The 25312-nt window shown below is 73.1% G+C and carries 18 protein-coding genes; 4 read left to right on the top strand and 14 right to left on the bottom strand.

Translation table 11 applies throughout. The annotated features are described in order from the left end of the window. Position 1 precedes the first annotated feature (1 nt). The 4 genes from BN6_RS17225 (at position 2) to BN6_RS17210 (ending at position 9533) form a co-directional block, all read left to right on the top strand. A complete protein-coding gene (locus BN6_RS17225) occupies positions 2-2194 on the top strand; it encodes an Ig-like domain-containing protein (protein ID WP_015100964.1) in 2193 nt (730 codons plus the stop codon). A gap of 60 nt (positions 2195-2254) precedes the next feature. Next, positions 2255-3034: a DJ-1/PfpI family protein gene (locus BN6_RS17220; RefSeq protein ID WP_015100963.1), complete on the top strand. Its 780-nt coding sequence runs from the start codon at positions 2255-2257 to the stop codon at positions 3032-3034. Positions 3035-3284: 250 nt separating this feature from the next. After that, the gene (locus BN6_RS17215) at positions 3285-8117 is read left to right on the top strand and encodes a DUF4082 domain-containing protein (protein WP_015100962.1); all 4833 of its coding nucleotides are present in this window, start codon (positions 3285-3287) and stop codon (positions 8115-8117) included. A 567-nt stretch (positions 8118-8684) separates the two neighbouring features. Continuing rightward, a complete protein-coding gene (locus BN6_RS17210) occupies positions 8685-9533 on the top strand; it encodes an ATP-grasp domain-containing protein (RefSeq protein WP_015100960.1) in 849 nt (282 codons plus the stop codon). A 74-nt stretch (positions 9534-9607) separates the two neighbouring features. Here BN6_RS17210 and BN6_RS17205 read toward each other — a convergent pair whose 3' ends face one another. Genes BN6_RS17205 through BN6_RS17140 form a run of 14 tightly spaced genes read right to left on the bottom strand, consistent with a single transcriptional unit; the run spans position 9608 to position 25312 of the window. Continuing rightward, positions 9608-10597: a hypothetical protein gene (locus BN6_RS17205; RefSeq protein ID WP_015100959.1), complete on the bottom strand. Its 990-nt coding sequence runs from the start codon at positions 10595-10597 to the stop codon at positions 9608-9610. After that, the gene (locus BN6_RS17200; protein WP_015100958.1) at positions 10597-11568 is read right to left on the bottom strand and encodes a 3-oxoacyl-[acyl-carrier-protein] synthase III C-terminal domain-containing protein; all 972 of its coding nucleotides are present in this window, start codon (positions 11566-11568) and stop codon (positions 10597-10599) included. The genes BN6_RS17205 and BN6_RS17200 overlap by 1 nt, the downstream gene beginning before the upstream one ends. Continuing rightward, complete coding sequence (locus BN6_RS17195) at positions 11565-12611, bottom strand: MupA/Atu3671 family FMN-dependent luciferase-like monooxygenase (protein WP_015100957.1); 1047 nt, start codon at positions 12609-12611, stop codon at positions 11565-11567. Before BN6_RS17195 ends, BN6_RS17200 begins: the two co-directional genes overlap by 4 nt. Before the next feature lie 39 nt (positions 12612-12650). Further along, positions 12651-13889, bottom strand: coding sequence for an MFS transporter (locus tag BN6_RS17190; protein ID WP_015100956.1), 1239 nt, complete (start codon positions 13887-13889; stop codon positions 12651-12653). Positions 13890-13906: 17 nt separating this feature from the next. Continuing rightward, positions 13907-15463, bottom strand: coding sequence for an amino acid adenylation domain-containing protein (locus BN6_RS17185; protein ID WP_015100955.1), 1557 nt, complete (start codon positions 15461-15463; stop codon positions 13907-13909). Continuing rightward, on the bottom strand, positions 15460-16566 hold the full coding sequence (locus BN6_RS17180; protein ID WP_015100954.1) for an HAD-IIIC family phosphatase: 1107 nt from the start codon (positions 16564-16566) through the stop codon (positions 15460-15462). The genes BN6_RS17185 and BN6_RS17180 overlap by 4 nt, the downstream gene beginning before the upstream one ends. 12 nt (positions 16567-16578) lie before the next feature. Then, positions 16579-17547 carry a 3-oxoacyl-[acyl-carrier-protein] synthase III C-terminal domain-containing protein gene (locus tag BN6_RS17175; RefSeq protein ID WP_231905319.1) on the bottom strand — a complete coding sequence of 323 codons (969 nt, stop codon included), beginning with the start codon at positions 17545-17547 and terminating at the stop codon, positions 16579-16581. A gap of 35 nt (positions 17548-17582) precedes the next feature. Further along, complete coding sequence (locus BN6_RS17170; protein WP_015100952.1) at positions 17583-18701, bottom strand: acyl-CoA dehydrogenase family protein; 1119 nt, start codon at positions 18699-18701, stop codon at positions 17583-17585. Further along, positions 18698-18958 (bottom strand): acyl carrier protein, encoded by a 261-nt coding sequence (locus BN6_RS17165; RefSeq protein ID WP_015100951.1) that lies wholly within the window; start codon positions 18956-18958, stop codon positions 18698-18700. Before BN6_RS17165 ends, BN6_RS17170 begins: the two co-directional genes overlap by 4 nt. Beyond that, positions 18955-19815 carry a 3-hydroxyacyl-CoA dehydrogenase family protein gene (locus BN6_RS17160; protein WP_015100950.1) on the bottom strand — a complete coding sequence of 287 codons (861 nt, stop codon included), beginning with the start codon at positions 19813-19815 and terminating at the stop codon, positions 18955-18957. Before BN6_RS17160 ends, BN6_RS17165 begins: the two co-directional genes overlap by 4 nt. Beyond that, a complete protein-coding gene (locus BN6_RS17155) occupies positions 19815-23237 on the bottom strand; it encodes a thioester reductase domain-containing protein (protein WP_015100949.1) in 3423 nt (1140 codons plus the stop codon). The genes BN6_RS17160 and BN6_RS17155 overlap by 1 nt, the downstream gene beginning before the upstream one ends. Next, on the bottom strand, positions 23234-23593 hold the full coding sequence (locus tag BN6_RS42970; RefSeq protein ID WP_015100948.1) for a phosphopantetheine-binding protein: 360 nt from the start codon (positions 23591-23593) through the stop codon (positions 23234-23236). Before BN6_RS42970 ends, BN6_RS17155 begins: the two co-directional genes overlap by 4 nt. Positions 23594-23606: 13 nt before the next feature. Beyond that, a complete protein-coding gene (locus tag BN6_RS17145; protein ID WP_015100947.1) occupies positions 23607-24464 on the bottom strand; it encodes an NAD(P)-dependent oxidoreductase in 858 nt (285 codons plus the stop codon). Further along, positions 24461-25312, bottom strand: a complete 852-nt coding sequence (locus BN6_RS17140; protein WP_015100946.1) for an O-methyltransferase — start codon at positions 25310-25312, stop codon at positions 24461-24463. Before BN6_RS17140 ends, BN6_RS17145 begins: the two co-directional genes overlap by 4 nt.

Raw genomic sequence — 25312 nt, 5'->3', positions numbered from 1 at the left:
AATGCGCTCGCTGGTGGTCGTCGTCGCCCTGTTGCTGACCGGGATTCCGGCCCACGCGAACGCGGCGTTCAGCCTGAAGGTGAACTTCTCGGACCAGGCGACGACACCCCCGGCGGGGTACGTGCGCGATTTCGGCGAGGCGTACGGCACCCGGGCCGGCGGCCACACCTACGGTTGGGTGGCGGTGGGCACGACCACCCCGCTCAGCCTGGTGGGCAACGGGCGCAACCGAGGCACGCCGGACGTGCGGCTGGGCACGTTCGTGCACGCCCAGCTCCCGGCGGGCTCGGCGGGCGTGCCGACCCCGGGCAGCTGGGAGTTGGCCGTCCCCAACGGGGTCTACTCGGTGACGGTCGCGGTCGGCGACGCCGGGACGGCCACCGACAGCACGCACTACGTCGACGTCGAGGACCAGAGCGGGGTCGCGGCGTTCAAGCCGACCGCGTCGGTCAAGCACGCGTCCGCGACGCGGGTGGTCACCGTCGCCGACGGCCGGCTCACGCTCAGCCCGCGCGCCGGGAGCAACAGCAAGTTCGACTACGTGGACGTCGCCGAGGTCGTGGGCGCGGCGGCCCGGCCCTCGGTGCGCACGGTCACGCCCGCGAACCTGGCCACCGGCGTGCCGCCGACCTCCAGCGTGGTGGCCGACCTCCGGCTGCCGGCGGGCGCGGTGGACCCGCGTTCGCTCACCGCCGGCTCGGTGCGGCTGACCAAGGTCGACGGCGGCACGGCGGTGCCCGCCAACGTGATCACCAGCGGCGGCGGCGACGTCGTCAACCTCTCCCCCACCGCGCCGCTCGCGCCGCAGACCCTGTACCGCTTCGACGTGACCGACGCCGTGCTGGACGTGGCGGGCAACCGGTTCCAGCCGTGGTCGTCGGTGTTCACCACCGGGACCGGCGGCGGCACCGGCGCGATCGCGTTCGACAAGGTGGTCGGGGTGGCCACCGGCGCGCAGTTCACCAGCGTCGCGGTCGGGCCGGACGGCCGGCTGTACGCGGCGACGTTCACCGGCCAGATCCACCGGTTCCCGGTCAACGCCGACGGCACGCTGGGCACCGCGACGGTCATCAACACCGTCCGGGCGCACGCCACGTCCGCCGGGCTGCCCGGCGCGCCCAACCGGACCGTGATCGGGCTGGCGTTCGACCCGACCTCGACGCAGCCGGTGCTGTGGGTCACCGACAACTTCGGCGGCGTGGCCGACGCGCCGGACTGGTCGGGCAAGATCGCCCGGCTCAGCGGACCGGACCTGGGCACCTACACCGAGGTCGTCACCGACCTGCCGCGCTCGATCAAGGACCACGAGTCGAACTCGCTGGCGTTCGGCCCGGACGGCGACCTGTACCTGTCGCAGGGGTCGATGAACGCCATGGGCGCGGCCGACACGACGTGGGGCAACCGGTCCGAGCACCTGCTCAGCGCGGCGGTGCTGCGGCTGCACCCGGCCCGCCTGCCCGCGACGCTGCCGGTCAACGTCCGCACCGAGGCCGGCGGCAGCTACAACCCGTACGCCGCGACGGCCCCGCTCACCATCCACGCGACCGGCGTGCGCAACGCCTACGACCTGGTGTGGCACCGCAACGGGCACCTGTACGTGCCGACGAACGGGTCCGCCGCCGGCGGGAACGCCCCGGCGACCCCGACGCCGCTGCCCGCGTCGTGCTCACCCCGCCGGGACGGCCCGTACACCGGGCCCGCGGTCCCCGCGATCACCAACAACCCGAACGCCGAGACCGACTACGTGTTCGACGTGAAGGCGGGCCGCTACTACGGCCACCCCGCGCCGATCCGCTGCGAGTGGGTGCTCGCGGGCGGCAACCCGACCTCGGGCACCGACCCGTTCCAGGCCGCCGCCTACCCGGTCGGCACGCGGCCGGACCGCAACTTCGACCTGGCCGGCACCTACGACGCCGGCCTGCACGCCTCGGCCAACGGGGCGATCGAGTACCGGGGTGGCGCGTTCGGCGGCCGGCTGGACGGCAAGCTGCTGGTGGTGCGCTACTCGTCGGGGCAGGACATCCAGACCTTCGACGTGGCACCGGGCGGCGCGCTGTCCAACCGGACCACCGGGATCACCGGCCTGACCGGCTTCAACCAGCCGCTGGACGTGACCCAGCACCCCGGCAGCGGGCACCTGTACGTGACCGAGCTGGGGGCGGGCCGGATCACCCTGCTGCGCGCCCGGTCCTGACGCCGGGAACCGGAGCGGCCCCGCGCCCGACCACCTGGGGACAGACACCGGGGGTGTGGGATGCGTGGACGCAGGCAGGTCTTGCGGGCAGCGGTCGCCGGAGCGGTCGCGGCGGGCGCGACAGCCGTCACGGCGGGCACGGGAACAGCGGGAGCGGCGGCGGGGTCCGGCGCGGGCGAGCGGGGAGGGCGCGCACGACGGCGGATCGGCATCCTGCTCTACGACCGGATGACGCTGCTGGACGCGGTCGGGCCCGCCGAAGTGCTGTCCCGCCTGCCGGACACGTCGGTCAGCCTGATCGGGCGGCGGCGCGGTGAGGTGCGCGGCGACACCGGGCACGGGGCGCTGGTCGCCGACCTGCGGACCGAGGACGTGGACCGGCTGGACGTGCTGCTGGTGCCCGGCGGCAGCGGCGCGGGCGCGACGGCCGTGGTCCGGCACGAGCCGACCATGCGGTGGATCCGGCACATCGACGCCCGCACCACGTGGACGACCTCGGTGTGCACGGGGTCGTTGATCCTGGCGCACGCCGGGCTGCTGCGCGGGCGCGAGGCCACCACGTACTGGTCCGCCAAGGACCTGCTCGCCCCGCACGGGGCCGTCTACGTGCCCCGGCGCTGGGTCCGGTCGGGCAAGTACGTGACCGCCGCCGGCGTGTCGGCGGGCATCGACATGGGGTTGTGGCTGACCGCCGCGCTGACCGACGACACCACGGCCCAGGCCGTGCAGCTCGCCCTGGAGTACGACCCGCAGCCGCCGTTCGACACCGGCAGCCCGGACAAGGCCGGCCCGGAGCTCCAGCGGCTGGCGCTGGAGCTGGTGGCCCGGTCCCAGCGGTAGGGCCGGGCGGGGAGGCTGCCGGCCGGTCTCCCCCGCAGCGGGCGGCGCGTCCACCGACGGGAGCAGCGCCGGTGGGCGCGGCGGCCCTGTCCCGCCGCCGCTGCTCGGCGGTTCCCGTTGCGCCGCAGACGTTCCCGGCGAGTATCGGAAAGGTGGGGTGATCGAATGTCACCGTAACGGTCGGTGCCCCCCGGCCGATTCCCGCCGTGTACCGGGGCGGTCTGCGCTCCGGAGGGGGAGAGGCCAGACCATGTCATCACCGGGCGCCGCCCGCCACAGATCCCGCGCGGTGGTGGCGAGGGTGGCAGCACTCCTCGTCCTCACCGCCGCCGTCGTCGCCCCACCTGTCGTGTTCGCCCCCGTCGCGGTCGCCGCGCCGTGCGATCCGCCGGTGGCGAACAAGGTCCTCTGCGAGAACCTCGAAGAAGGGGCCCTGGACTGGCAGGTCCCCTCCCGGGACGACTCGATCCTCGGCTACACGACCGACATCAGCGCCACGCCGGGTGGCCAGGTGCAGTTCAAGATGCTCACCAGCGCCCCGTCGTACACGATCGACATCTTCCGCCTCGGGTACTACGACAACCGGGGCGCCCGCTACGTCGACACCGTGCGGCGGAGCACTCCGCAGAGCCAGCCGCCGTGCCTGCGGGACGGTCCCACCGCGCTCAACGACTGCGGCAGCTGGGCGGTCTCGGTCACCTGGAACGTGCCGGCCGACGCGGTCTCGGGCATCTACTACGCCCGCGCGACCCGTGACGACGACGGTCTCCAGAACGAGATCGTGTTCGTCGTGCGCGACGACACCAGCCACTCCAAGATCCTGTTCCAGACCTCGGACTCCACCTGGGTGGCCTACAACCGGTACCGGGGCAACTCGCTGTACTTCGGTGACGGCCCCGGCCAGGGCGGCCAGGCGTACAAGGTGAGCTACAACCGCCCGTACACCGGCGGTGACGGCGACGAGAACTTCATCTTCAACGCCGAGTTCCCGATGCTCAAGTTCCTGGAGCGCAACGGCTACGACCTGAGCTACACCACCGACGTGGACAGCGCGCGCCGCGGGCAGCTGATCAAGAACCACAAGGTGTTCATGGCCGTCGGGCACGACGAGTACTGGTCCAACGAGCAGCGCGCGAACGTCGAGGCCGCGCGGGACGCCGGGGTGCACCTCGCGTTCCTGACCGGCAACGAGATCTTCTGGAAGACCCGCTGGGAGAAGAGCATCGACCCCTCCCAGACCGACTGGCGGACCCTCGCGTCGTTCAAGGAGACCAAGGGCACCCAGAACGACCACCTGCCCGACTGGACGGGCACGTGGCGCGACCCGCGCCACCCCGAGCAGGACGGCGGGCGCCCGGAGAACGCCCTGCTGGGCAACATCTTCTCGGTCAACGGCCGGCGCGACGACTCGCTCCAGGTCCCGGCCGCCTACGGCAGGATGCGCCTGTGGCGCAACACCGACCTCCAGCACCTGGCGTCGGACGCCACCCACACGTTCCAGCCCGGAACCCTGGGCTACGAGTGGAACACGGTCCCGGACAACGGCGAGCAACCAGCCGGTGTCGCGCAACTCTCGCGCACGACGGTGACCATGGACGACGGGCCGTACATCCTCCAGAACCACGGTGACCTGTACGCGCCCGGCACCGAGACCCACGCGCTGACGTACTACAAGCACCCGTCCGGCTCGCTGGTGTTCGGCGCGGGCACGGTGCAGTGGGCGTGGGGCCTCGACGACGAGCACGCGTTCCTCACCAACACCCCGACCTCCGACATCCGGATGCAGCAGGCCACGGTGAACTTCCTGGCCGACATGGGTGTCCAGGCCGGTTCGCTGATGCAGGGCCTCACCCAGACCGGCGGTATCACCGACACCGCGGCCCCCGTGGTCACCTACACCACGGTGCCGACGGTGTCGACCGTGAGCACGCAGTACACGTTCAAGGGCCAGGTCACCGACGCCGCCGGTCAGGTCGCGGGCGTCGAGGTGTCCACCGACGGCGGCGTGCGCTGGCACCCGGCCGGGTGGCAGGCGGGTCAGACCCAGTGGTCCTACAGCTACACGCCCGCCGCGTCCGGTCCCGCGCAGATCCGGGTGCGCGCGGTGGACGATTCGCTGAACCTGTCCACGCCCGTGTCGGCGTCACCGGGTGTCGGGGCGCGCACGTGCCCGTGCGGGATCTTCGCCGACCACGAGAGCCCCAAGACCCCGGACAGCGCGGACGGGTCCGCGCTGGAACTGGGCGTCAAGTGGCGGGCGGGCACCGACGGGTACGTCCGGGGTGTCCGGTTCTACAAGGGCCCCAACAACACCGGTACGCACACCGGCACGCTGTGGGGTCCCGACAAGCGGCAACTCGCCACCGGGACGTTCGTCAACGAGACCCCGTCCGGGTGGCAGACCTTGCTGTTCCCGGTGCCGGTCGCGGTGACCGGCGGCACCACCTACGTGGTGTCCTACCTGTCCCCCACCGGGCACTTCTCGGTCGACACCGAGTACTTCAGCCGCACCTCGAAGTACCTCGAACCGCTGACCGGCCTGCAAACCGGGGTGGACGGCAAGAACGGCGTGTTCCGGGGTGGCGCGGGCTACCCCGAGGCGTCGTCGCAGGACAGCAACTACTGGGTCGACGTGGTGTGGGCGCCGGACCCCGGCCCCGACACCCGCGCGCCCGAGCTGACCGGGACCACGCCGCAGAGCAGCGCGGCCAGCGTGTCGCTGACCCCGACGCTGACCGCGACCTACGACGAGGCCGTGGACCCGAGTTCGCTCCAGTTCACCCTCACCGGACCGGGCGGGGCTTCGATCGCCGGCACGTCCTCGGTGACCCCCAACGGGTTGGCGGCGCGGTTCACACCGACCGACCCGCTGACCCCGGGCACCGGCTACACAGCGTCGGTGCGGGTCCGCGATGCGGCGGGCAACCAGACGGCCGTGCACCCCTGGCCGTTCACCACCGGCGCACTGCGGCCGGCGGCGTGCCCGTGCACGGTGTGGGACGACTTCATCGACCCGGACGTGCTCAGCGCACCCGAGAACACCCCGGTCGAACTCGGCACCAAGGTGCGGTTCAACGGCAAGGGCGAGGTCCTGGGCGTCCGCTTCTACAAGGGCCCCGGCAACGGCGGCACGCACACCGGGTCGCTGTGGTCGTCCACCGGCCTGCTGCTGGCGACCGGGACGTTCACCGGCGAGACCGCGAGCGGGTGGCAGACGCTGACGTTCTCCTCGCCGGTGATCGTGCAGGCGAACACGACCTACGTCGTGTCGTACTTCGCACCGCAGGGCCACTACTCGGCGACACCGGCCTACTTCGCCACAGGCCGGTCGTACAACGCGTTGCGCGCGTTGGCCGGCGGCGTCGACGGGCCCAACGGCGTGTACCGGTACAACAGCACCGGCTTCCCGACGTCGAGCCACAACTCCACGAACTACTGGGTCGACGTGATCTACAAGAACGGGCTCAACGGCGACACCACACCGCCGACGCTCACCACCCGCACGCCCCCGGAGAACGCGACCGACGTCGGGCTCGGGTCGCCGCTGTCGCTCGGGTTCTCCGAAGCGATGGACCCGGCGTCGACGCAGATCTGGCTCACCGACCCCGGTCGCGCGAAGCTCGACGGCACGGTGGCGCTGTCCGGCGACCAGAAGACCGTGACGTGGACGCCGATCGGGGCGTTGAAACCCAACACGAAGTACAAGGCGCACGTGCTCGTCGCGGACGTCAACGGCAACGCGATGACGGACACGGCGTCGTGGACGTTCACCACGACGTCGACACCGTCCTGCCCGTGCTCGCTGTTCAGCACGGCGACCGTGCCGGAAGTGACGGCCGCGCAGGACAACGGCCTGTACGAGCTGGGCGTCCGGTTCACGCCGACGCGCAGCGGCAAGATCACCGGTGTCAAGTTCTACAAGGGAGTCGAGAACACCGGGACGCACACCGGCACCCTGTGGACGCGCAACGGCACGCCGCTCGCGACCGGGACGTTCACCGGCGAGACCGTGAGCGGGTGGCAGACCTTGACCTTCGCCCAGCCGGTGGTGGTCGCGCCGGGCCTGACCTACGTCGCGTCGTACACCGCGCCGAGCGGGCGGTACGCGATCGACGCGGGGTACTTCCAGACCACGGGCGTGGACGCGCCGCCGCTGCGGGCGTCCCAGACCGGGTACGACAACCCCAACGGCGTGTTCATGGTCGGCGGTGGCTTCCCGACCCTGAGCCACCAGGGCAACAACTACTGGGTGGACGTCGACTACGTGCCCGGCAGTGACACCACGCCGCCCGCGCACACCGGCCACACGCCGCTCAGCGACGCCGTGTCGGTGGGCCTGACCAGCCATGTGACCGCCTCGTTCGACGAGCCGATCGACCTGACCAACACCACGTTCGCGGTCACCGATCCCGGCGGCGCGACCATCCGGGGCGAGCTGAGCCGGTCGGTCGACCAGCAGACCGTGGTGTGGACGCCGAACACCGCACCGCTCGCGGGCTCCACCCGTTACACGGTGACGGTGGTGGCGGCGGATGCCGGCGGCAACGTCATGGTGAGCCCGTCGACGTGGTCGTTCACCACGGCGGCGGCGGCAGGCTGCCCGTGCTCGCTGTTCAGCGCGGCCACCGTGCCCACGGTGCCGTCGACCCCGGAGACCGCGGCCTACGAACTGGGGGTGCGGTTCACGCCGTCGGTGAACGGGTTCGTCACGGGCGTGAAGTTCTACAAGGGCAACGACAACACCGGCGAGCACCACGGTTCGGTGTGGTCGGTCGACGGGACGTTGCTCACGACCGGCACGTTCACCGGCGAGTCGAGTTCGGGGTGGCAGACCCTGACCTTCACGACACCGCTGGCGGTCACGGCGGGGACGACGTACATCGCGTCCTACCTGGCGCCCAACGGGCACTATTCGGTCAACGAGGGGTACTTCGCGGGTCGCTCCGTGACGTCACCGCCGCTGACCGCGCCCGCGACCGTCGAGGGAGCGCTCAACGGCCTGTACCGGGTCGGCGCGGGCTTCCCGAACACCAGCCACCAGGGCAACCACTACTGGGTCGACGTGGTCTTCACGACCGGCTAGCCCACCGGCGGCAGGAGGTCCCGACCCCCTGCCGTCCGGCCTACCCCGGGCCCCGCGCCACCTACCGGCGCGGGGCCCGCCCCTTTTTCGAGCGGGCTGGAGCGGAGTTCGCCTGGCTCTGCGGGACGGGACCGCTGGTGGTCGGCTCCAGCGGATGTCGTCGCGCAGCACGGGGAGCCCGGCGACCAGGCGCGCGTGCGGCGCCTCGCCGTCCACCTCACCGTCACCGTCGAACACCTCCGGCACGACAAGGTCGGCCGCCGGGATGCCGCTGTTCTCGACCTTGGCCGCGCCCCAGTCGGACTCGCCCGGGTAGGACGGCAGGAACAGGCTGTCCGCCAGGGTGCCGCCGACGAAGTCCGGGGCGCGCTGCGCCTCCCACCGCCGCGCGACCGCGCGCAGGTCGCCGTGGGAGGCCAGGTGCCTCCAGGTGTGCTTGCCGAACACGACGCCGGCGGTCATGTTGCACCGCTGTTGAGCGGGAAGTTCCCGTCGACGGTCGCGTTCCCGCTGTGCAGGACGTACTCGCCCCCCGGCCGCGACCGCGCCCCTGGGATCATCGCGCCCATGCTGCTGCTCGTGCCCGGCGACGTCCTGCGCCCCCGCCGTCCCGACGACCACTTCGCCGAGGAGGCCGCGGCCGCGCGGGCGGCCGGGATCGAGGTCGCGGTGGTCGACCACGACGCCCTGGGCAGGCCGGGCGGGGCCGAGCGGGCCGTCAGCAGGGTTCCGCCGGGAGCCGACGCGGTCTACCGCGGCTGGATGCTGCGTGGTGAGCACTACGAAACCTTCGCCACGGCGTTGGCCCGGCGGGACGTCACCCTGCGCACGACGCCCGAGCAGTACCGGCGGGCGCACGAACTGCCGAACTGGTACGCCGCGCTGTCGGCCCACACCCCCGCGTCGACGTGGACCACCGGCACCGACCGCGACGCCTTCGACCACGCCCGCCGGGAGCTGGGCCCCGGTCCCGCCGTGCTGCGCGACTACACCAAGTCGATGAAGCACCACTGGCACGAGGCCGCGTTCATCCCCGAACTCGGCGACCGGGACGCGGCCTGGGCCGTCGCCGGCCGGTTCCGCGAGCTGCGCGACGACGACCTGGCAGGCGGCTTCGTCCTGCGCCGCTTCGAGGACTTCGCCTCCGCCGAGGTGCGCACCTGGTGGGTCGACGGCGTCTGCCGGTCGGCCGGCCCGCACCCCGACACCCCGCACGACCTGCCGCCCGCCCCCGACCTAGCCCCGCTCACGCCGCTGATCGCGGCCCTGGCCCTGCCGTTCGCGACGGCCGACCTCGTGCGGCGCGCCGACGGCACGTGGCGGGTGGTCGAGCTCGGCGACGGCCAGGTCAGCGACCGCCCCTCGACCATCACGCCGGAGGCGATGATCACCATGCTCGCCAACGGTTCCCGCTGACAGCGCGGCCCCACGCCTGTGCGGGGCGGAGCGCCGGCCGGTGCCACGTCCGGGACGTGGGCACCGGCGAAGGGTCAGAGCTGGATCCGGCCGCAGCCCCGGGCCACCGGCAGGGCACCGCGGATCTTCTTCGGCTGACCCGCGCCGAGGCCGGCGCGGATCTTGCGCAGGCCCAGTTCGCGGGCCAGCCGGCGGGGTTCGTCGAAGGTGAGGCACGAGTAGAGGGTGCGGCGCGACGGGCCGTCGCCCTCCGGCAGGCCCACCTCGTAGACCTCGATCTCGTCGCGGTACACGAGCAGGCTGACGGCACCTTCCTCCGTGCCCGTGGTGGCGTGCGCGATGTAGACCGACACGCCGTCGCACGCGGCCCACCGGTCCAGCCGGTACTCGGCCAGCGCGGCGTGGTCGGTCATCGCCTTGCGCTTGTTCTGCGCCGCGATCAGGGCGCACGCGCTGCCCTCGTACTCGGCCCACGGCACGACCGTCGCCTCGATCCCGAACTCGACGATCTTGCGCTCCCCCGCCCGGATCGACTGGCGCACCGAACGCGGCACGTCGGCCAGGTCGCCGAGGACTTGCGCCGGGTAGTCGAAGTCCTCGTACTGGACCAGCCACCGCACCGGCCCGAACACGCTGTCCGCCAACGCCTGCTGCCGCTGGTCGAAGTAGCCGAAGAACACCTCGCGGCCGACCAGCTCGTCCCGGCACGCCTCGCCGACCGCCCGCGCCACGCCGGGGTCGGCCGCGCAGCGCAGGCTGCCCCGGATCTCCAGCCGGCCGCCGACCAGCGCGCTCTTCTCCTGCACCGGCTGCTGCCCGTCGGCCCAGTCGCCCGGCCAGTTGACCTGGTCGGACCACTGCGTGCCGTGCCCCAGGAACAGCGGCACGGCGGCGACCAGCCGGCCGCCGTCGCGGGCCAGCACGTAGCGCGCGGTCCAGCGCGGGTCGCCGGTGTGCTGCGCCAGCCGGCCCCGGCTGCCCAGCGCGCCGAGCGTGCCGTCCAGGGCGTGGAACTCCTCCGCGCCGACCTCGTCGAGCGAGTCGGCCACCACCACGTCGACCATCAGCCCGCCCGGTGTTCCAGTGCGGTGACCGACCAGCTGAACCCGGCGCCGCTGGTCGCCAGCAGCACCAGGTCGCCGTCGGCCAGGGCGCCCTCGTCGGCCAGCCCCCGCAACGCGATCAGCGTGTCCGAGCACCCCATGTGCCCGTAGTTCAACTGGTTGAAGACGCTGCGGTCGTCACCCAGGTCGAGCCCGGCGAGCAGCCGCTCCTGCACCTTCTTGTCGTTCTGGTTGACCAGCAGGTAGCGCACGTCCGCCAGGTCCTTGCCGACCAGCTTCAACGTCTCCCACGTCAACGCGGTGAAGTTCTCGACGTAGGTGTCGGCCAGGCCCTTGCGCTTGCCGCGCCGACGGGTGTGCACGCCCGTGTCGTGGTAGTCGCCGACGAAGTAGTCGCACCACTTCGGGTCGGTCCGGGCCGAGGAACCCAGGTAGGCGAAGGAGAAGTCGGTCTCGGCGACCACGGCCGCGGTCGCGGCGTCGCCGAAGTTGAACAGCGCCTTGGAGTCCGGGTCGGCCCGGTCGACCGCGCCGGAGAACCGCTCGGCCGCGACGACCAGCACCCGCTCACCCGCGCCGGGCGTCAGCCCGTCCACCGCCAGCCGCAGCCCCAGGGTGAAGGCGTTGCAGAAGTTCGTCACCTCGAAGCAGTGCGCGCCGGTGACGCCGAGCTCGTCGGCGACCTTGGCGGCCGGCGACCACGCCGGCGAGTCCCAGTAGCCCGCGCCCGCGTAGATCACCCGGCTGATGTCGTCGGGGTCGGTGCCGGTGCGCTCCAGGGCGGTGCCGGCGGCGTCGACCGCCAGCTCCCACGCCTGCTCGTCCTCGCCCAGCACCGGGAACTCGGCGCAGTGCGTGACCTCCAGGATCTCCGGCACCGACACGCCGGACCGCTCGTGCATCTCCTGCACGGTCAGCCGCCCCTGCGGGAACGCCACCGCGAAGTCGACGATCCCGCCACGCCCGGTCACCCGGCCACCGCCGCGCGGCGCAGCTCGTCCAGCTTCACCAGGCCGGAGAGCACCGAGTCGGCGGGCAGCCCGAAGTCGATCAGGCAGGCGACCTCGTCCACGCCGATCGAGCGGAACTGCTCGATCGCCGCCGCCGCCTTGGGCACGGTCCCCAGCAGGCCGAAGTCGAAGTACCGGTCGAACGCGCGCTCGACCATGAACGCGGTGTCCTCGTCGGACAGCTTGGACACGTCGATCTTGCGCCGCCCGTCGAGCTGCGCGTTGAGCAGCAGGTGCAGCGAGCTGCGCATGTAGTCGCTCAGCGGCGCGCGGACCAGCTCGCGGGCGCGGTCCTCGTCGTCGTCCAGGTAGGTGTGGATCATCAGGGCGACGTGCCCCGGCCACCCGTCCGCGCCCGGCCGCTCGGCCAGCGCCTTGCGGTACTCGGTGAGCTTCTCGGCCAGGCCGTCGAGGTCCTGGTCCAGCAGGTGGGTGAGCACGCCCGCGCCCAGCCGGCCGGCCGCGCGGAAGGTCTCCACGCCGCCCGCGCTGGTCACCCACACCGGCAGCTCCCGCTGCACCGGCGGCGGGAAGATCTTGACGGCCTTCGGTTCGCCGACGCCGTTGGTGAAGGTTGCCGACTCGCCGCGCCACAGGCTGCGCACGGTCTCCACGTGCTCCACGAGCAACTGACGGCGGTCCTGGTAGTTCTCCGGCCGCAGCACGTAGTCGTCGGCGTGCCAGCCCGACGCGAAGGACACCCCGACCCGGCCGCCGGAGAGGTTGTCCACCACGGACCACTCCTCGGCGATCCGCAGCGGGTGGTGCAGCGGCGCGACGACGCTGCCCGCCCGGATCTGCACCCGTTCGGTGACCGCGGCGATGGCGGCGCTGGTCACCGCCGGGTTCGGGTAGAGCCCGCCGAACGGGTGGAAGTGCCGTTCGGGCGTCCACACCGCGCTGAACCCGTTGGCGTCGGCGAACTTCGCGCCCTCCAGGAGCAACCGGTAGCGGTCGCCCTCCGCGGCGCTGTCGTTGGCGAAGTAGAACAAGCTGAAATCCACGGTGATCCCTTCCGGACCGATGTGGTCGCTACCGGCGTCTCAGGACTCGGAGTTCGACGTTTCGAGGACGGGCTCGGCCCGCGTGCGCTCGGCCCAGCGCACGACCGGGAGCGCGGCCTGGCCGGCGGCGAGGAACACGGCCGCGCACACCACCCAGCCCCAGCCGCCCAGGCCCACCAGCACCAGCGTGATGGCCAGTGGCGCGACGGTCGTGCCGAGCTTGGTCGACATCTCGAACAGGCCCTGGTACTGGCCGTGGGCGTGCTCCGGCGCGAGCCCGTAGCTCAACGACCACGCCCCGGCGCTGTGCAGCATCTCGCCCAGCACGTGCACCAGCGTGCCCGCCAGCAGCGCCGCGCAGGCCAGCCACACCGCCTGCCCCTCCGAGACGGCGAACAGCACGCAGCACCCGGCCAGCACGATCCCCGACCGCCACCACGCCTTGGTGCCGCCCGGCACGTCGTCCGCGCCCTTGCTCACCCTGACCTGCAACAGGATCACGGCGGCGGTGTTCACCAGCAGCATGACGGTGAAGAACGCGGGCGGCGCCGAGGTGTGCTCGCTGATCCAGATCGGCATGGCGACCACCAGCAGCGCGTCGCTCATCACCAGCACCGCGTTGACCAGTGACACCGCCGCGAACGCCCGGTCCCGCAGCACCGGCAGCTTCGGCCCGGCGGCGGCCTTGGGCGCGGCCGGGACCGACGGCACCCGCAGGAACGCCAGGCCCGACACCACGAACAGCGCGCCCGCCGCGAGGATCAGGCCGATGTACCCGGCCTTGGTGTCCATCAGCAGGCCCAGGCCGCCGGCGACCGCGCCGAGCGACACGCCGACGTTGGCCGTGGCGCGCATGAACGCCAACGCGCGCGCCCGTTCGGCCGACGGCAGCAGCCCGGCCAGCAGCGAGCCCCGGGCGGCGTGCGCGGCGGACTCGATGCCGAGCACCACGGCGGTGGCCGCGACCAGCCCGAAGAACCCGTCCACGAGCGCGTACCCGCAGGCCGCCACGCCCAGCGCCACCATGAGCGTGACGGTCACCGGGCGCGGGCCCCGGACGTCGGCCAGCCGGCCGGCCGGGACGCTGGACAACACCCCGATGGCCGCGCCGAGCGTCAGCGCGAGGCCGACCCGCTCGGCCGGGATCGCCACCACCCTGGTGAAGTACAGCACGCTGATCGACATCAGCACGCCGTGCGCGCAGGTCTTGGCGAGGTTGCTGACCGCCAGCAGCCGCACGATGCCCGGCGGCGGGATGATGTCCTTGAGGAACGACATAGCCGGATGACTCCGCTTCAGTTCGCGCCGGAGGACCCGGCTCCGGACAGGACGGACGCCCGCAGCGCGCCGCGGTCGACCTTGCCGTTGGGGTTGAGCGGGAGCTCGGGGAGGTGGTGCAGCCGGCGCGGCACCATGTGGATCGGCAGGTACTCCCGCAGCCACCGGACGAACCGCCGGTCGGGCACCTCGACGCCGGTGTAGAACGCGACCAGGTCGGGTCCGTCGTCGCCGGGCACGGTGACCACGACCGCCTGGGTGACGCCGTCGTGCCGGGCCAGCGCCGCCTCGATCTCGCCCAGCTCGACCCGGTAGCCCCGGATCTTGAGCTGGTGGTCGAGCCGGGACAGGTGCACCAGCTCGCCGTCCTCCCAGCGCACCCGGTCGCCGGTCCGGTAGTAGAACTCCGGCCGCGGCTCGGTTCCCGTGCACGGTACGTACCGGTCGCCGTCGCGGACCACGAACCGACCGGGGTTGTCGGCCGGGTCGAGGTACCCGACGAACCGCTGCACGCCGCGCACGCACAGCTCGCCGTCCGCCGCCTCGCGGCCGTCCTCGTCGAGCACGACGTGGTCGAGGAACCCGTACACCGGCCCGATCGGGATGGTGCCGTTGGAGGTCGCCGGCCACCGGTCGGGGTCGTCGGGCAGCCGGTACTCGGTGCACGCCACGGTCAGCTCGGTCGGGCCGTACACGTTGTCGATGCGCGCGTCCGGCGCGACCGCCCGCCACAGGGCGGCCTGCCGGACGGTGAGCTGCTCGCCGATGAACACGCTCTGCCGCAGCACGGTGGGCCGCCCGGTCGGCAGGTTGCCCAGGTTGGCACTGACCGACACCACCGACGGCACCGAGAACCAGTGCGTGATCGCCTTGTCCACCAGGTAGTCCACCGGCGTCAGCAGTTCTGTCCGGTGTGGACAGACCAGGGTCGCGCCGCCGCCCCACGTGACGAACAGGTCGAACACCGACGGGTCGAAGGTGAGGTCGAACGTGTGCGACACCCGGCACCCCGGCCCGATGCCGAACCGCTCGATGTTGTGCCCCACGTAGGCGGCCAGGTTCCCGTGGGTGATCGGCACGCCCTTGGGCCGGCCGGTCGAGCCCGACGTGAACAGGACGTAGGCCACGTCGTCCGGCCCGACCGCGAGGTCCGGCAGCTCCCCCGCCACGGCGGCGCGCACGTCGTCGTCGGACAGGGTCAGCACCGCGCCCGCCGACGCGCCCAGCACGCCCGCCTGCGCCGCGCCGTTCTCGTCGGCCAGCAGCACGTCCGCCCGTGCCGACGCGCAGATGACCTCGTTGCGGTTCACCGGGTGGCCGGGGTTGACCGGCACGACGACCGAGCCGAGCCGCAACGCCGCCAGGTAGCCGGTGAACGCCGCGAGCGAACGGGACGCCAGCAGCGCCACCCGCCCCGGCACCCGTCCGCCGTTGGCCTCCAGCACGAGGGAAGCGACCGCGTCGACACGGTCGCGCAGCACGCCGTAGGTCAGCACGTCCTCCCCGACCTCCAGGGCCGGGGCGTCGGGCGTGCGCGCGGCGGTGTCGGCGAACCAGCCGTAGAGGCTCGTCATTCGGCACCCCACACGACCAGGTCGGAGCTCTGGCCGGAGAGCACGACCGCGTGCACGGTCATCGTGGTCGGGGCGGGCTTGCGCTCAGTGCGCAGGCCCAGCCGCTCGACGTCCGGGGTCTCGGCGGGCGGCAGGTCCTCGACGCCCGGCACCGGCTCCTCACCGAACCCGGCGAACCGGTAGGCGACCTCCATCATCCGGTTGCGGTCGGTCCGGCGGAAGTCCGCCACCAGGTTCACCCCGGCCGCCGCCGCCTGGTCGGCCAGCCAGTTCAGCAGCACGGTGCCCGCGCCGAACGCCACCACCCGGCAGGAGGTCGCGAGCAGCTTCAGGTGCCACACGGTGTCCCGCTTCTCCAGCAGGACGATGCCCACCGCGCCGTGCGGGCCGAACTTGTCGGTCATGCTCACCACGAGCACCTCGTGGTCCACGTCGGACAGCAGGCCGCGCAGGGTCTCGTCCGAGTAGTGCACGCCGGTCGCGTTCATCTGGCTGGTGCGCAGGGTCAGTTCCTCGACCCGCGCCAGGTCGTCCGCGTCGGCGCGGCGGATCCGCATCTCCAGCCCGGCCGAGCGCAGGAACTCCTCGTCCGCGCCGGTGAACCCGGTGCGCGCGCTCTCCCGGGCGAACCCGGCCTGGTACATCCGCCGCCGCTCGCGCGAGTCGGCGGTGACCACCTCGGGGCTGAACTCGGGCAGCTCCAACAACGTCGTGGCGACCTCGGCCGGGTACAGCCGGACCTCCGGCAGGTGGTGGCCGACCTCGGCGAGCTCCATCGCGGTGTCGTCGATGAACGCCACCGCGCCGTGCGCGAACTGGAGCTTGTCGGCGATCGCCCGCACCGAGGCGGACTTGGGCCCCCAACCGATCTGCGGCAGCACCAGGTACTCGGCCACGCCGAGCTTCTCCACCCACTCCCAGGCGTGGTCGTGGTCGTTGCGGCTGGCCACCGCCTGGAGGATGCCGCGCTCGTCGAGCCCGACGATCACCCGGCGGATCTCCTCGCGCAGGGTCACCTCGCCGTTCTCCAGCAGCACCCCGTCCCACAGGGTGTTGTCCAGGTCCCACACCAGGCACTTGACCGTCTTGACGGGACTGCTCATCTCCGGCGCACCTCAGACTTCCCACAGGGTCACGGCCCAGGCGGCGACCGGGCTGTTGTTGAGCACGAGCACGTGATCGCCCTCCGCCACGCCGCCGCCGTCGATCAGGCGCTGGAGGTTCAGCACGACGTCCATCGCGCCGAGGTGGCCGTGCGCGGCCAGGTTCTCGCCGCAGACGGGGTGGATCGGCAGGCCCAGCAGGGTCTCGTAGAACGAGTACGCCGACGCGGTGACGTTCTGCATCAGCACCGCGGCCACGTCCGGCTTGGCCAGGCCCGCCTCGGCCAGCACCTCGTCGACCATGCGGCCCAGCCGCAACCGGCTGTGCAGGGCCAGTTCGAACAGGTACCGGTCCGGCGAGGCGCACTCCTCGCGCCACTCGTACCAGGGGGCCTGCTTGTAGTCGACCTTGAACAGGTCGTGGAAGGTGCCGTCGGTCTCCATCCGGTGCGCCTTGAGCACCGGCCGGCCGCCGCGCACGACGGTCATCGCGTACGCGCCGTCGCCGATCACGGTGACCGGGTAGCGCACCCGGTCCGCGCCGGTGGGCAGGCTGGCGTGGGTGATCAGCACGCTGCCGCGCGCCGGGTCGGCCAGCAGCAGGTCGCGGGCCAGCGCCCAGGCCGCGCTGGACCCGGTGCAGCCCAGTCCGTCCACGGTGAACGCGAAGGCGGACGCGAGCTTGGTCTCGGCCTGCACCCGGCCGACGTCCGAGCCCAGCAGGACGTCCGGCGAGCGCGGACCGACCATCAGCAGGACGTCCGGGTCCTCGGTCAGGCCGTCGAGCAGGCCCTGGCACGCCGACGCGGCCAGGCCGCCGTTGTCCGCGCCGTCGTACACGCCGACCGTGGCGATCCCGCAGTCCCGCACGAACTTGGCCTGGTCGTGGCCGAGCAGCTCGACCTCGGGCAGCGCGTCGACCGCGACGCGCGCCTCCGGCAGCACGGTGTGGATCCGGCCGATGCCGATGCTTCTGTCCACTGGGGTGAAGTCCTCTGGGTTCATGTCCACCGGGCTCATGTCCACCGGGCAACCGAGTGCCGGGCGAGCAGCAGCTGGCTGATCTCGCTGCTGCCCTCGATGATCTCCATCAGCTTGGCGTCCCGGTACGCGCGGGCCACCACGTGCCCGTCGACCGCGCCCGCCGACGCCAGCACCTGCACCGCCGACGACGCGCCGGCGACGGCCTGGGTGGCGGCGAAGTGCTTGGCGGACACCGCGGCCACGACGTGGTCGGGCGAGCCGCCGTCCCAGAGCCGGGCCGCGTGCTCGCACAGCCGGGTCGCGGCCTGCTCCGCCACGTGCAGCTCGGCGAGGTGCCGGCCGACGAGCTGGTGCTCGGCCAGCGGCTTGCCGAACTGCTCGCGGGTCGCGGCGTGCCGGGCGGCGGCGGACGCGCAGGCCCGCAGCATCCCGACGCAGCCCCACGCGACCGACAGCCGGCCGTAGGTCAGCACCGAGGTCACCAGCCACTCCAGCGGCATCCCCGCGCCGCCGAGCAGGTGCCCGGCGGGCAGCACGACCCCGTCCAGCCGCACCTCGGAGTGGCCCGCCGCGCGGCAGCCCAGCGGGTCGGCCACCCGGGTCACGGTGACGCCCGGCGCGTCGGTCGGCACCAGGACGGCCGCGCCGCCGGCGCCGTACCGGCCGAAGACCAGCACCAGGTCGGCGTACGCGGACCCGGTCACCCACACCTTGGTGCCGGTGACCTCCACCCGGTCGCCGTCGGCGGTGATGGTGGTGCCCATGGCGGACAGGTCGCTGCCCGCGCCGGCCTCGCTGAACGCCACGGCGGCGGTCGCACCCGTGGCGAGCCGGCGCAGGTACTGCTCCTGCTGCGCCTGGTCGCCGAGCTTGCGCACCGCCCACGCCACCATGCCCTGCGAGGTCATCAGGCTGCGCAGCGACGAGCACAGCGCGCCGACGTGCGCGGTGAACTCGCCCAGCTCGGCCATCGTCAGGCCCGGACCGCCGAACCCGGCGGGCACGTCCGGGCACAGCAGGCCGGCCTCGGCCAGCGGGCGCACCACGTCGTCGGGGATCCGCCCCGCCCGGTCCCAGTCGTCGGCCGCCGTCCCGACGGTCGCGCTCACCCGCGCGGCCGCCTCGGCGGCCCGGTCGGCTACCGCGGTCACGCCCGCAGCCTCACTACCAGGTCGGTGATCGCGTCGATGGTGCGGAAGTTGTCCAGCTTGAGGTCCGCACCCTGCACCGCGACCCCGAACGCGGTCTCCACGTGCACCACGAGCTGGAGCGCGAACAGCGACGACACCAGGCCCGACCCGAACAGGTCGAGGTCGGTGGCCACCGCCGACTTGGTCTGCTGCTCGACGAACTCCGCCAGGTTCGCGCGGATCTCCTCCGGGCTGTGCACCTGCTCGGTCGTGCTCACAACGCCCCCTGGTACTCGAAGAAACCGCGGCCGGTCTTCCGGCCGAAGTCGCCGGACTTCACTTTCGCCACCAGCAGGTCGCAGGGGCGGTAACCCTCGTCGCCGGTCCGCTCCAGCAGCACGTGCAGCGAGTCCACGACGTTGTCCAGGCCGATCAGGTCGGCGGTGGCCAGCGGGCCGGTGCGGTGCCCGAGGCACCCGGTGAACGCCGCGTCCACCGCCTCCGGTGCCGCCACGCCGTCCTGCACGATCCGCGCGGCCTCGTTGATGGACCGCTGGAGCACCCGGTTGATCACGAACCCCGGCCCGTCGCCGACGTGCACCGGGGTCTGGCCGAGCGCGGCCAGCAGCCGTTCGGCGGCGGCGATCGCCGCGTCGGCCGAGCGCGGGCCGCGGATCAGCTCGACGGTGCGGATCAGGTAGGGCGGGTTCATGAAGTGCACGCCCACCACGTCCGCGGGCCGCGCGCAGTGCCCGGCCAGCTCGTCGATCGGGATGGCCGAGGTGTTGGACACGACCACCGTGCCGGGCGCGACGACCGCCGTGGCGGCGGCCAGCACCGCCGCCTTCAGCTCGGCCTTCTCGGTGACCGACTCGATCACCGCGAACGCGCCGGCGATCCGACCGAGGTCGGTGGTCGCTTCGAGTTCCCCGTCCGCCACGGCGGCGTCGAAGGAGCCCATCAGCCGGCCGAGCCGGGTCTGGTTGCGGATCGCGGCGGTGGCCTGGTCGAGGGTGGCCTGGTCGACGTCGACCAGGACGACCGGGACGCCGCAGCCCACGGCCAGCGTGGCGATGCCCCGGCCCATCACGCCCGCGCCGAGCACCGCGATCCGGCCGATCGTGTTCTCGCTCATCAGTTCTCGCCCTTTCCGCCGACCAGGTGGCCGACGAGGTCGCGGACCAGTTCGTCGCGCCGCGCCAGGTACTCGATGCCCCGGCGCAGCACCGCGCCGGTCATCTGCGGGTCCAGGCCGTTGCGGGACAGCCACGGCTGCCAGCCGCCGGCCTGCACCGCGAGCTCGTCGCGGTCGTGGCCCTCCAGCTCCAGCAGGGCCGCGGCGGACAGGATCGGGTTGCCCTTCTCCAGCGCCAGCGCGCGCACCCGCTCCTGCCACTGCGCCAGCGGCAGCGGCTCGGTGGCCAGGCCCGCGTTGCCCAGCTGGAGGAACAGGTTGCGCATGCTGATCGCCCGCTCGGCGACCAGGTGGTAGGCGCGGCCGACCGCGCCACCGGACAGCGCCAGGTCCACCACGCCCTTGGACACCATGTCCACCGGCGACATCACCAGCACCCGGTCGTCCTCCGGGTGCGCGCCGATCGCCAGGCCGCTGATCAGCGCGAAGTAGATCAGGTCCTTGTCGTTGCCCGCGCCGGTCTCGCTGGAGGCCATGATCAGCCCCGGGCGGAACACCCGGACCCTCATGCCGTCCTCCTCGGCGCGCGCCAGCAGCCGCTCGCACACCCACTTGCTCACCCCGTAGCTGCCCGCCTCGGGGTCCAGCGCCTGCTCCCTGGTCTCCAGGTAGCGGTTGGCCGACCCCATCGCCGGGCTCGCCGCGGCGAGCGTGGAGATGTAGCTGAAGTCGCGGATACCGCACCCGCGCGCCCACGTCAGCAGGTCCGCCATCGGCAGCACGTTCGCCTCGCGCAGCGTGCGGTACGGCTCGGTGAACACCACCTTGGCCGCGCAGTGCAGGACGTGGCCGACGTTGCGCTCCAGCTCGCCGTCCCGGTAGAGGGCGGCGACCTTCGCCACGTCGGCCAGGTCGCCGGGCACCACGTGCACCCGGTCGGCGTCCGGCTCGGGCAGCACGAACTTGCGCGCCGCCGCCCGCAGCCGGTCCAGCCCGGCCGCCTCGTCCTCGGCCCGGACCAGGCAGTACACCCGGCCCTTGGTGCGCGCCAGCAGTTCGCGCAGCAGGAACGCGCCCAGGTAGCCGGTGGCCCCGGTGAGCAGGAAGTCCTTGCCGCGCGAGCGGGTCGCCGACACCTCGCCCAGGGACAGCCCCAGGTCGGCGTCCACCAACTGGTCGTCGCCCTGGTCGAGGCCGTCGCCCATCTCGGCGTCGGCCGCGCCGGAGGAGTCGCGGTGCGCGTGCACCAGGTCGGCGAGCCTGCGCACGGTGACCCGGCTGCCGCCGGCGCGGTGCACGTTGACCGGGCAGCCCAGCCGGTCCTGGATCTCCAGCGCCAGCTGCATCGCCAGCAGCGACGTGCCGCCCAGCCCGCCGAACGTCTCGTCCAAGCCGATGTCGGCCTTGCCGAACAGGGTGCGCCAGATGCCGAGCAGGGCGTCGGTGACCTCGTCGTCGCCGGCGGCGGCCACGACGGCCGGGGCGGCGGCGCGCGGGGCCGCGTCGGGGGCCAGCGAGAGCCGGTCCAGCGCCCAGTAGCGGGCCCGGGTGAACGGGTAGGTCGGCGCCGGGACGCGGCGGCCGGTGTCGCCGGCGAGCTTCGCCCAGTCGACGGTCACGCCGTGCAGCCACGCCTCGGCGAGGGCCGCTTCCACCTCGTCGCGCTGGTCGGCCGCGTCGGCGGCGAAGGCGTACCGGTTCGCGCCGGCCTCCCCCGTGCCGACCAGCACCAGGAACCGGTCCGCGGGCACCGCCGCGAGGTCGGCGGCCACCACCGTGTCGGCGGGCAGCGCCGAGCGCAGCAGGTCCAGCGTGCCGGCGGGCAGCACGGCGTCCTGCGCGACCACGACGGCCGCCCGCCGGGAACCGCTGCGCAGGGTCTTGACCAGCGGCGGGCGCGGCAGCCGCAGTGCGGCGGCCAGCTTGCCCGGTTCCGCCACCACCAGCCGGCGCTCGTCGAACTGGCGGCGGCCCACGCGCAGGGTGTGCGCGAGGTCGGCCACCGCGACCTCGCCCGACGCGACGTGGTCGGCCAGCGAGCGGGACAGCGCGTCCAGCTCGGTCCGGTTGCGCGCGGACAGCAGCAGGCGCACCCGCTCGCCGGTCGGCGCGGCCGGCCGGGTCGGCGCGGGCGGCGGGCCCAGCACGGCGGCGGCGTTGGAGCCGCCCATGCCGACCGAGTTGACCAGCACGTAGCAGTCGCCGTCGGCCCGGCCTGGCTCGGTGGCGATGGTGAACGGGCTCTCCGCGAGCACCCCGGGCTCACGCGGCCGCTCGAACGACGGGTGCGGCGGCAGCACGCCGGTGCGGGCGATGTTGACCGCCTTGATGAACCCGGCGATGCCGGCGGTGGGGCCGGTGTGCCCGATGTTGGACATCACCGAGCCCAGCCGGCAGAAGCCGGTGGCGTCGGTGGTGGTGCGGATCGCGTCGGTCAGCGCGGCCAGCTCGACCTGGTCGCCCAGCGGGGTCGCGGTGCCGTGCGCCTCGACGTAGCGCAGCTTCTCGCCGGGCAAGCCCGCGACCTGGAGCGCCTTGCCCACCACGCGGGTGATGCCCGCCGTGCTCGGGGCGACGTAGCCGAGCTTGTCCGAACCGTCGTTGCCGACCGCGCTGCCGTGCAGCACGGCCAGCACGGTGTCGCCGTCCGCGAGCGCGTCCGACAGCAGCCGCAGCACCAGCACGCCGACCCCGGAACCGTGGTTGGTGCCGCTGGAGCGGTGGTCGAACGAGCGGCACTGGCCGTCCTCGGACAGCGCGCGCCCCGGCTTGTGCCGGTAGCCCAGCAGCGGTTCCTGCACCGCGGACCCGCCCGCGATCGCGATGTCGCACTCGCCCGCGAGCAGGCTCAGCGACGCGTAGTGCAAGGCGTACAGCGAGGACGAGCACCCGGTCTGGACGCTGACCGCCGGGCCGCGCAGCCCCAGCTTGTACGCGGTGCGCGAGGGCAGGAAGTCGACCTCGCCGCCCAGCGTCAGGTCGAGGTCGCCGACCGCCGCCGCCACGCCCTCCGCCTGTGCCTTGGCGGCGAAAAGCGCTGCGGTGTAAGGGCCCGCGCCGGTACCGGCGAACACGCCGACGGTCCGACGGTCCATGCTCGCGCCGTGCCCGGAGCGCTCCAGCGCCTCCCAGGCGGCTTCGATGAACACCCGCTGCTGCGGGTCGATCAGCTCGGCCTCGCGCGGGGTGTAGCCGAAGAACTCGGCGGCGAACTCCGCCGCGCCGGGCAGCAGCGCGCCCACCTTGACGTAGTCCTCGCCCTGCAACGTGGCCTCGTCCACACCGGACGCGCGCAGCAGGTCGTCGGGCAGCGGGCGCATCGAGACCACGCCGCCGTCGATGTTGGACCAGAACTGCTCGGGGGTCCACGCGTCGGGGAACCGGCAGCCGATTCCGACGATCGCGATCGCGGTGTCGCTCAACCGACACCCCCGCTGCTCGCGGCGGCGCGCCGCTGGGCCAGCAGGGAGCGCGGGCTCGCGTCCGCCACGACGGTGACCGCGGCCAGTGGCTCGGGTTCCGCGACCGGCGCTCCCACCAGGAGTTCGGCCTGCGCCCGGACGGTGCCGTGGTGGAACAGCTCGGAGAGCTTCACCGGCCGGCTCGCGATCGGCTGCAACTCCTCCCAGAGCATGACCAGCAGCAGCGAGTTCCCGCCGCACTCCAGGAAGTTGACCTCCAGCGGGACGTCGTCGGCGGAGTCGCTGCCCAGCACGTCCGCCCAGATCTCCCGCACCCGCACGACGACCTCTTCGTACGCTAATGCCGCTGCGCTCACAGTCCCTCGTCTCCTAGTTCCCCATGGCGTGCGCGCGTGATCGCATGTCGGCGACCACCGCACTGATGTCGTGTCCGGCCAACCCCGCCGCGACGGCGTCGGCGAAGTTCTGGTGCGCCGCGCCCGCGACCCCGGCCGGGTCCGCGCCGGCGGCCAGCACCAGCGCCAGGTCCTTCTCCGCCAGGCCCAGCCCGAACTGCGCGGGCGGCGTCGTGCCGAGCCGGCCGCGCACGCGTTCGGAGAAGCCCCCGATGGCGGACTTGGCCAGCAGGTCCAGCACCCGGTCGTCGGTCAGGCCGAGCCGGTCGCCCAGCGCCAGCGACTCGCCGATGACCGCGAACGCGGAGATCGTGACCAGGTTCGCGACCAGCTTCGCCGCCGCGCCCGCGCCGAGGTCGCCGACCCGGTCCGCGGACCCGAGCACGGCCAGCACGTCCGCGCAGCGCTCCACGTCGGACTCCGCGCCACCGACCAGGATCCGCAACTCCCCGGCGGTCGCCTGCGGGATGCTGCCCACCACCGGCGCGTCGAGCAGCACGACGTCCGCGCGCAGCCGCTCGCGCAACGCCCGTACGGCGTCGGGTCCGATGGTGGACATCTCCAGCAGCACGACGTCCGGGCGCAAGGCGGCCACGGTGTCGTCGGACAGCACGGCGTCTACCGCGTCGGCGTCGCGCAGCATCGTGATGACCACATCGGCGTCACGGACGGCGTCGGCCGGGCTGTCGGCGACCCGCGCACCCCGTTCGCCGGCGGTCGCGCACTTGTCGGGCGTGCGGTTCCACACGGTGGTCGGGTGTCCGGCGGCGACGAGCCGGACCGCCATGGGCACGCCCATGCGGCCCTGGCCGAGCAAGGCGATGGCGGTCACGGCGTCAGTTCCCGGATCTCGGAGGGGTGGGCGTCGGCCTGGGTGCGGGCCTGCGCGCGCAGGCGGTCGCCGTAGTCCATGCGGGAGTTGGGCTTGGCGTACACGCGCTTGACCTCACCGCTGGTCCGCCGCAGGATCGTCAGGCTGTTCTGGGAGAGCTTGTGCGGCTCCACCAGGTTGACGATCTCGAACTCGCGCGGGTTGACGTCCAGTTGCGCCGACAGGTAGCGCAGGAACGCCTCCCCCTGCGGGTAGGTCTTGAGGTAGTGCATGACGACCAGGCCGCCGTCCGGGTCGATCAGGTCCCAGAAGTTGTCGAAGAAGTACAGGCACTCCCACGCGTCGACCCACGCGAAGTCGATCGGCGCGAAGTCCGGCGGGAAGTGCTCGGCGCACTCGCGCAGGTCGGCGTTGACCACCGTGACCAGCTCGTCGAGCCCGAGGTCGCGCAGCACGTCCCACACCCGGGACGACGACGACTCCGGGATGGACAGGTCGTCCACGGCCACCAGCCGCGGCCGGTACGGGGCGTTGTAGAACTCCGGGGCCAGCAGCGCGGGCTCCCCGTACAGCCACTCGTCGTCCAGGTCCGCGTCGCGGTCGAGGTAGGGCCGGGTCTTGGCGGCGAGCGCGGGCGCCTGGGCGCGGACGTCGTCGGCGATCTCGGCCAGCGCCGAGGCCAGGAACGGGGTGGTGTACCCCATCCCGACCTCCAGCACGCGCTGCGGGCGGACCAGCTTGAGCAGCGAGGACAGCAGTGGCGCGACCACCTCGGTGCCCATCGCGGGCACGCGCAGGGTCTCGACGGCGGCCCGGAACCGCTCGTCGGTCGACTTGGCGGGCGGCAC

It is taken from the genome of Saccharothrix espanaensis DSM 44229 (assembly GCF_000328705.1).
GTDB classification, from domain to species: Bacteria; Actinomycetota; Actinomycetes; order Mycobacteriales; family Pseudonocardiaceae; genus Actinosynnema; species Actinosynnema espanaense.
The sequence above is the reverse complement of the archived record's forward strand: the minus strand, read 5'-3'. Positions and strand labels throughout refer to the sequence as shown.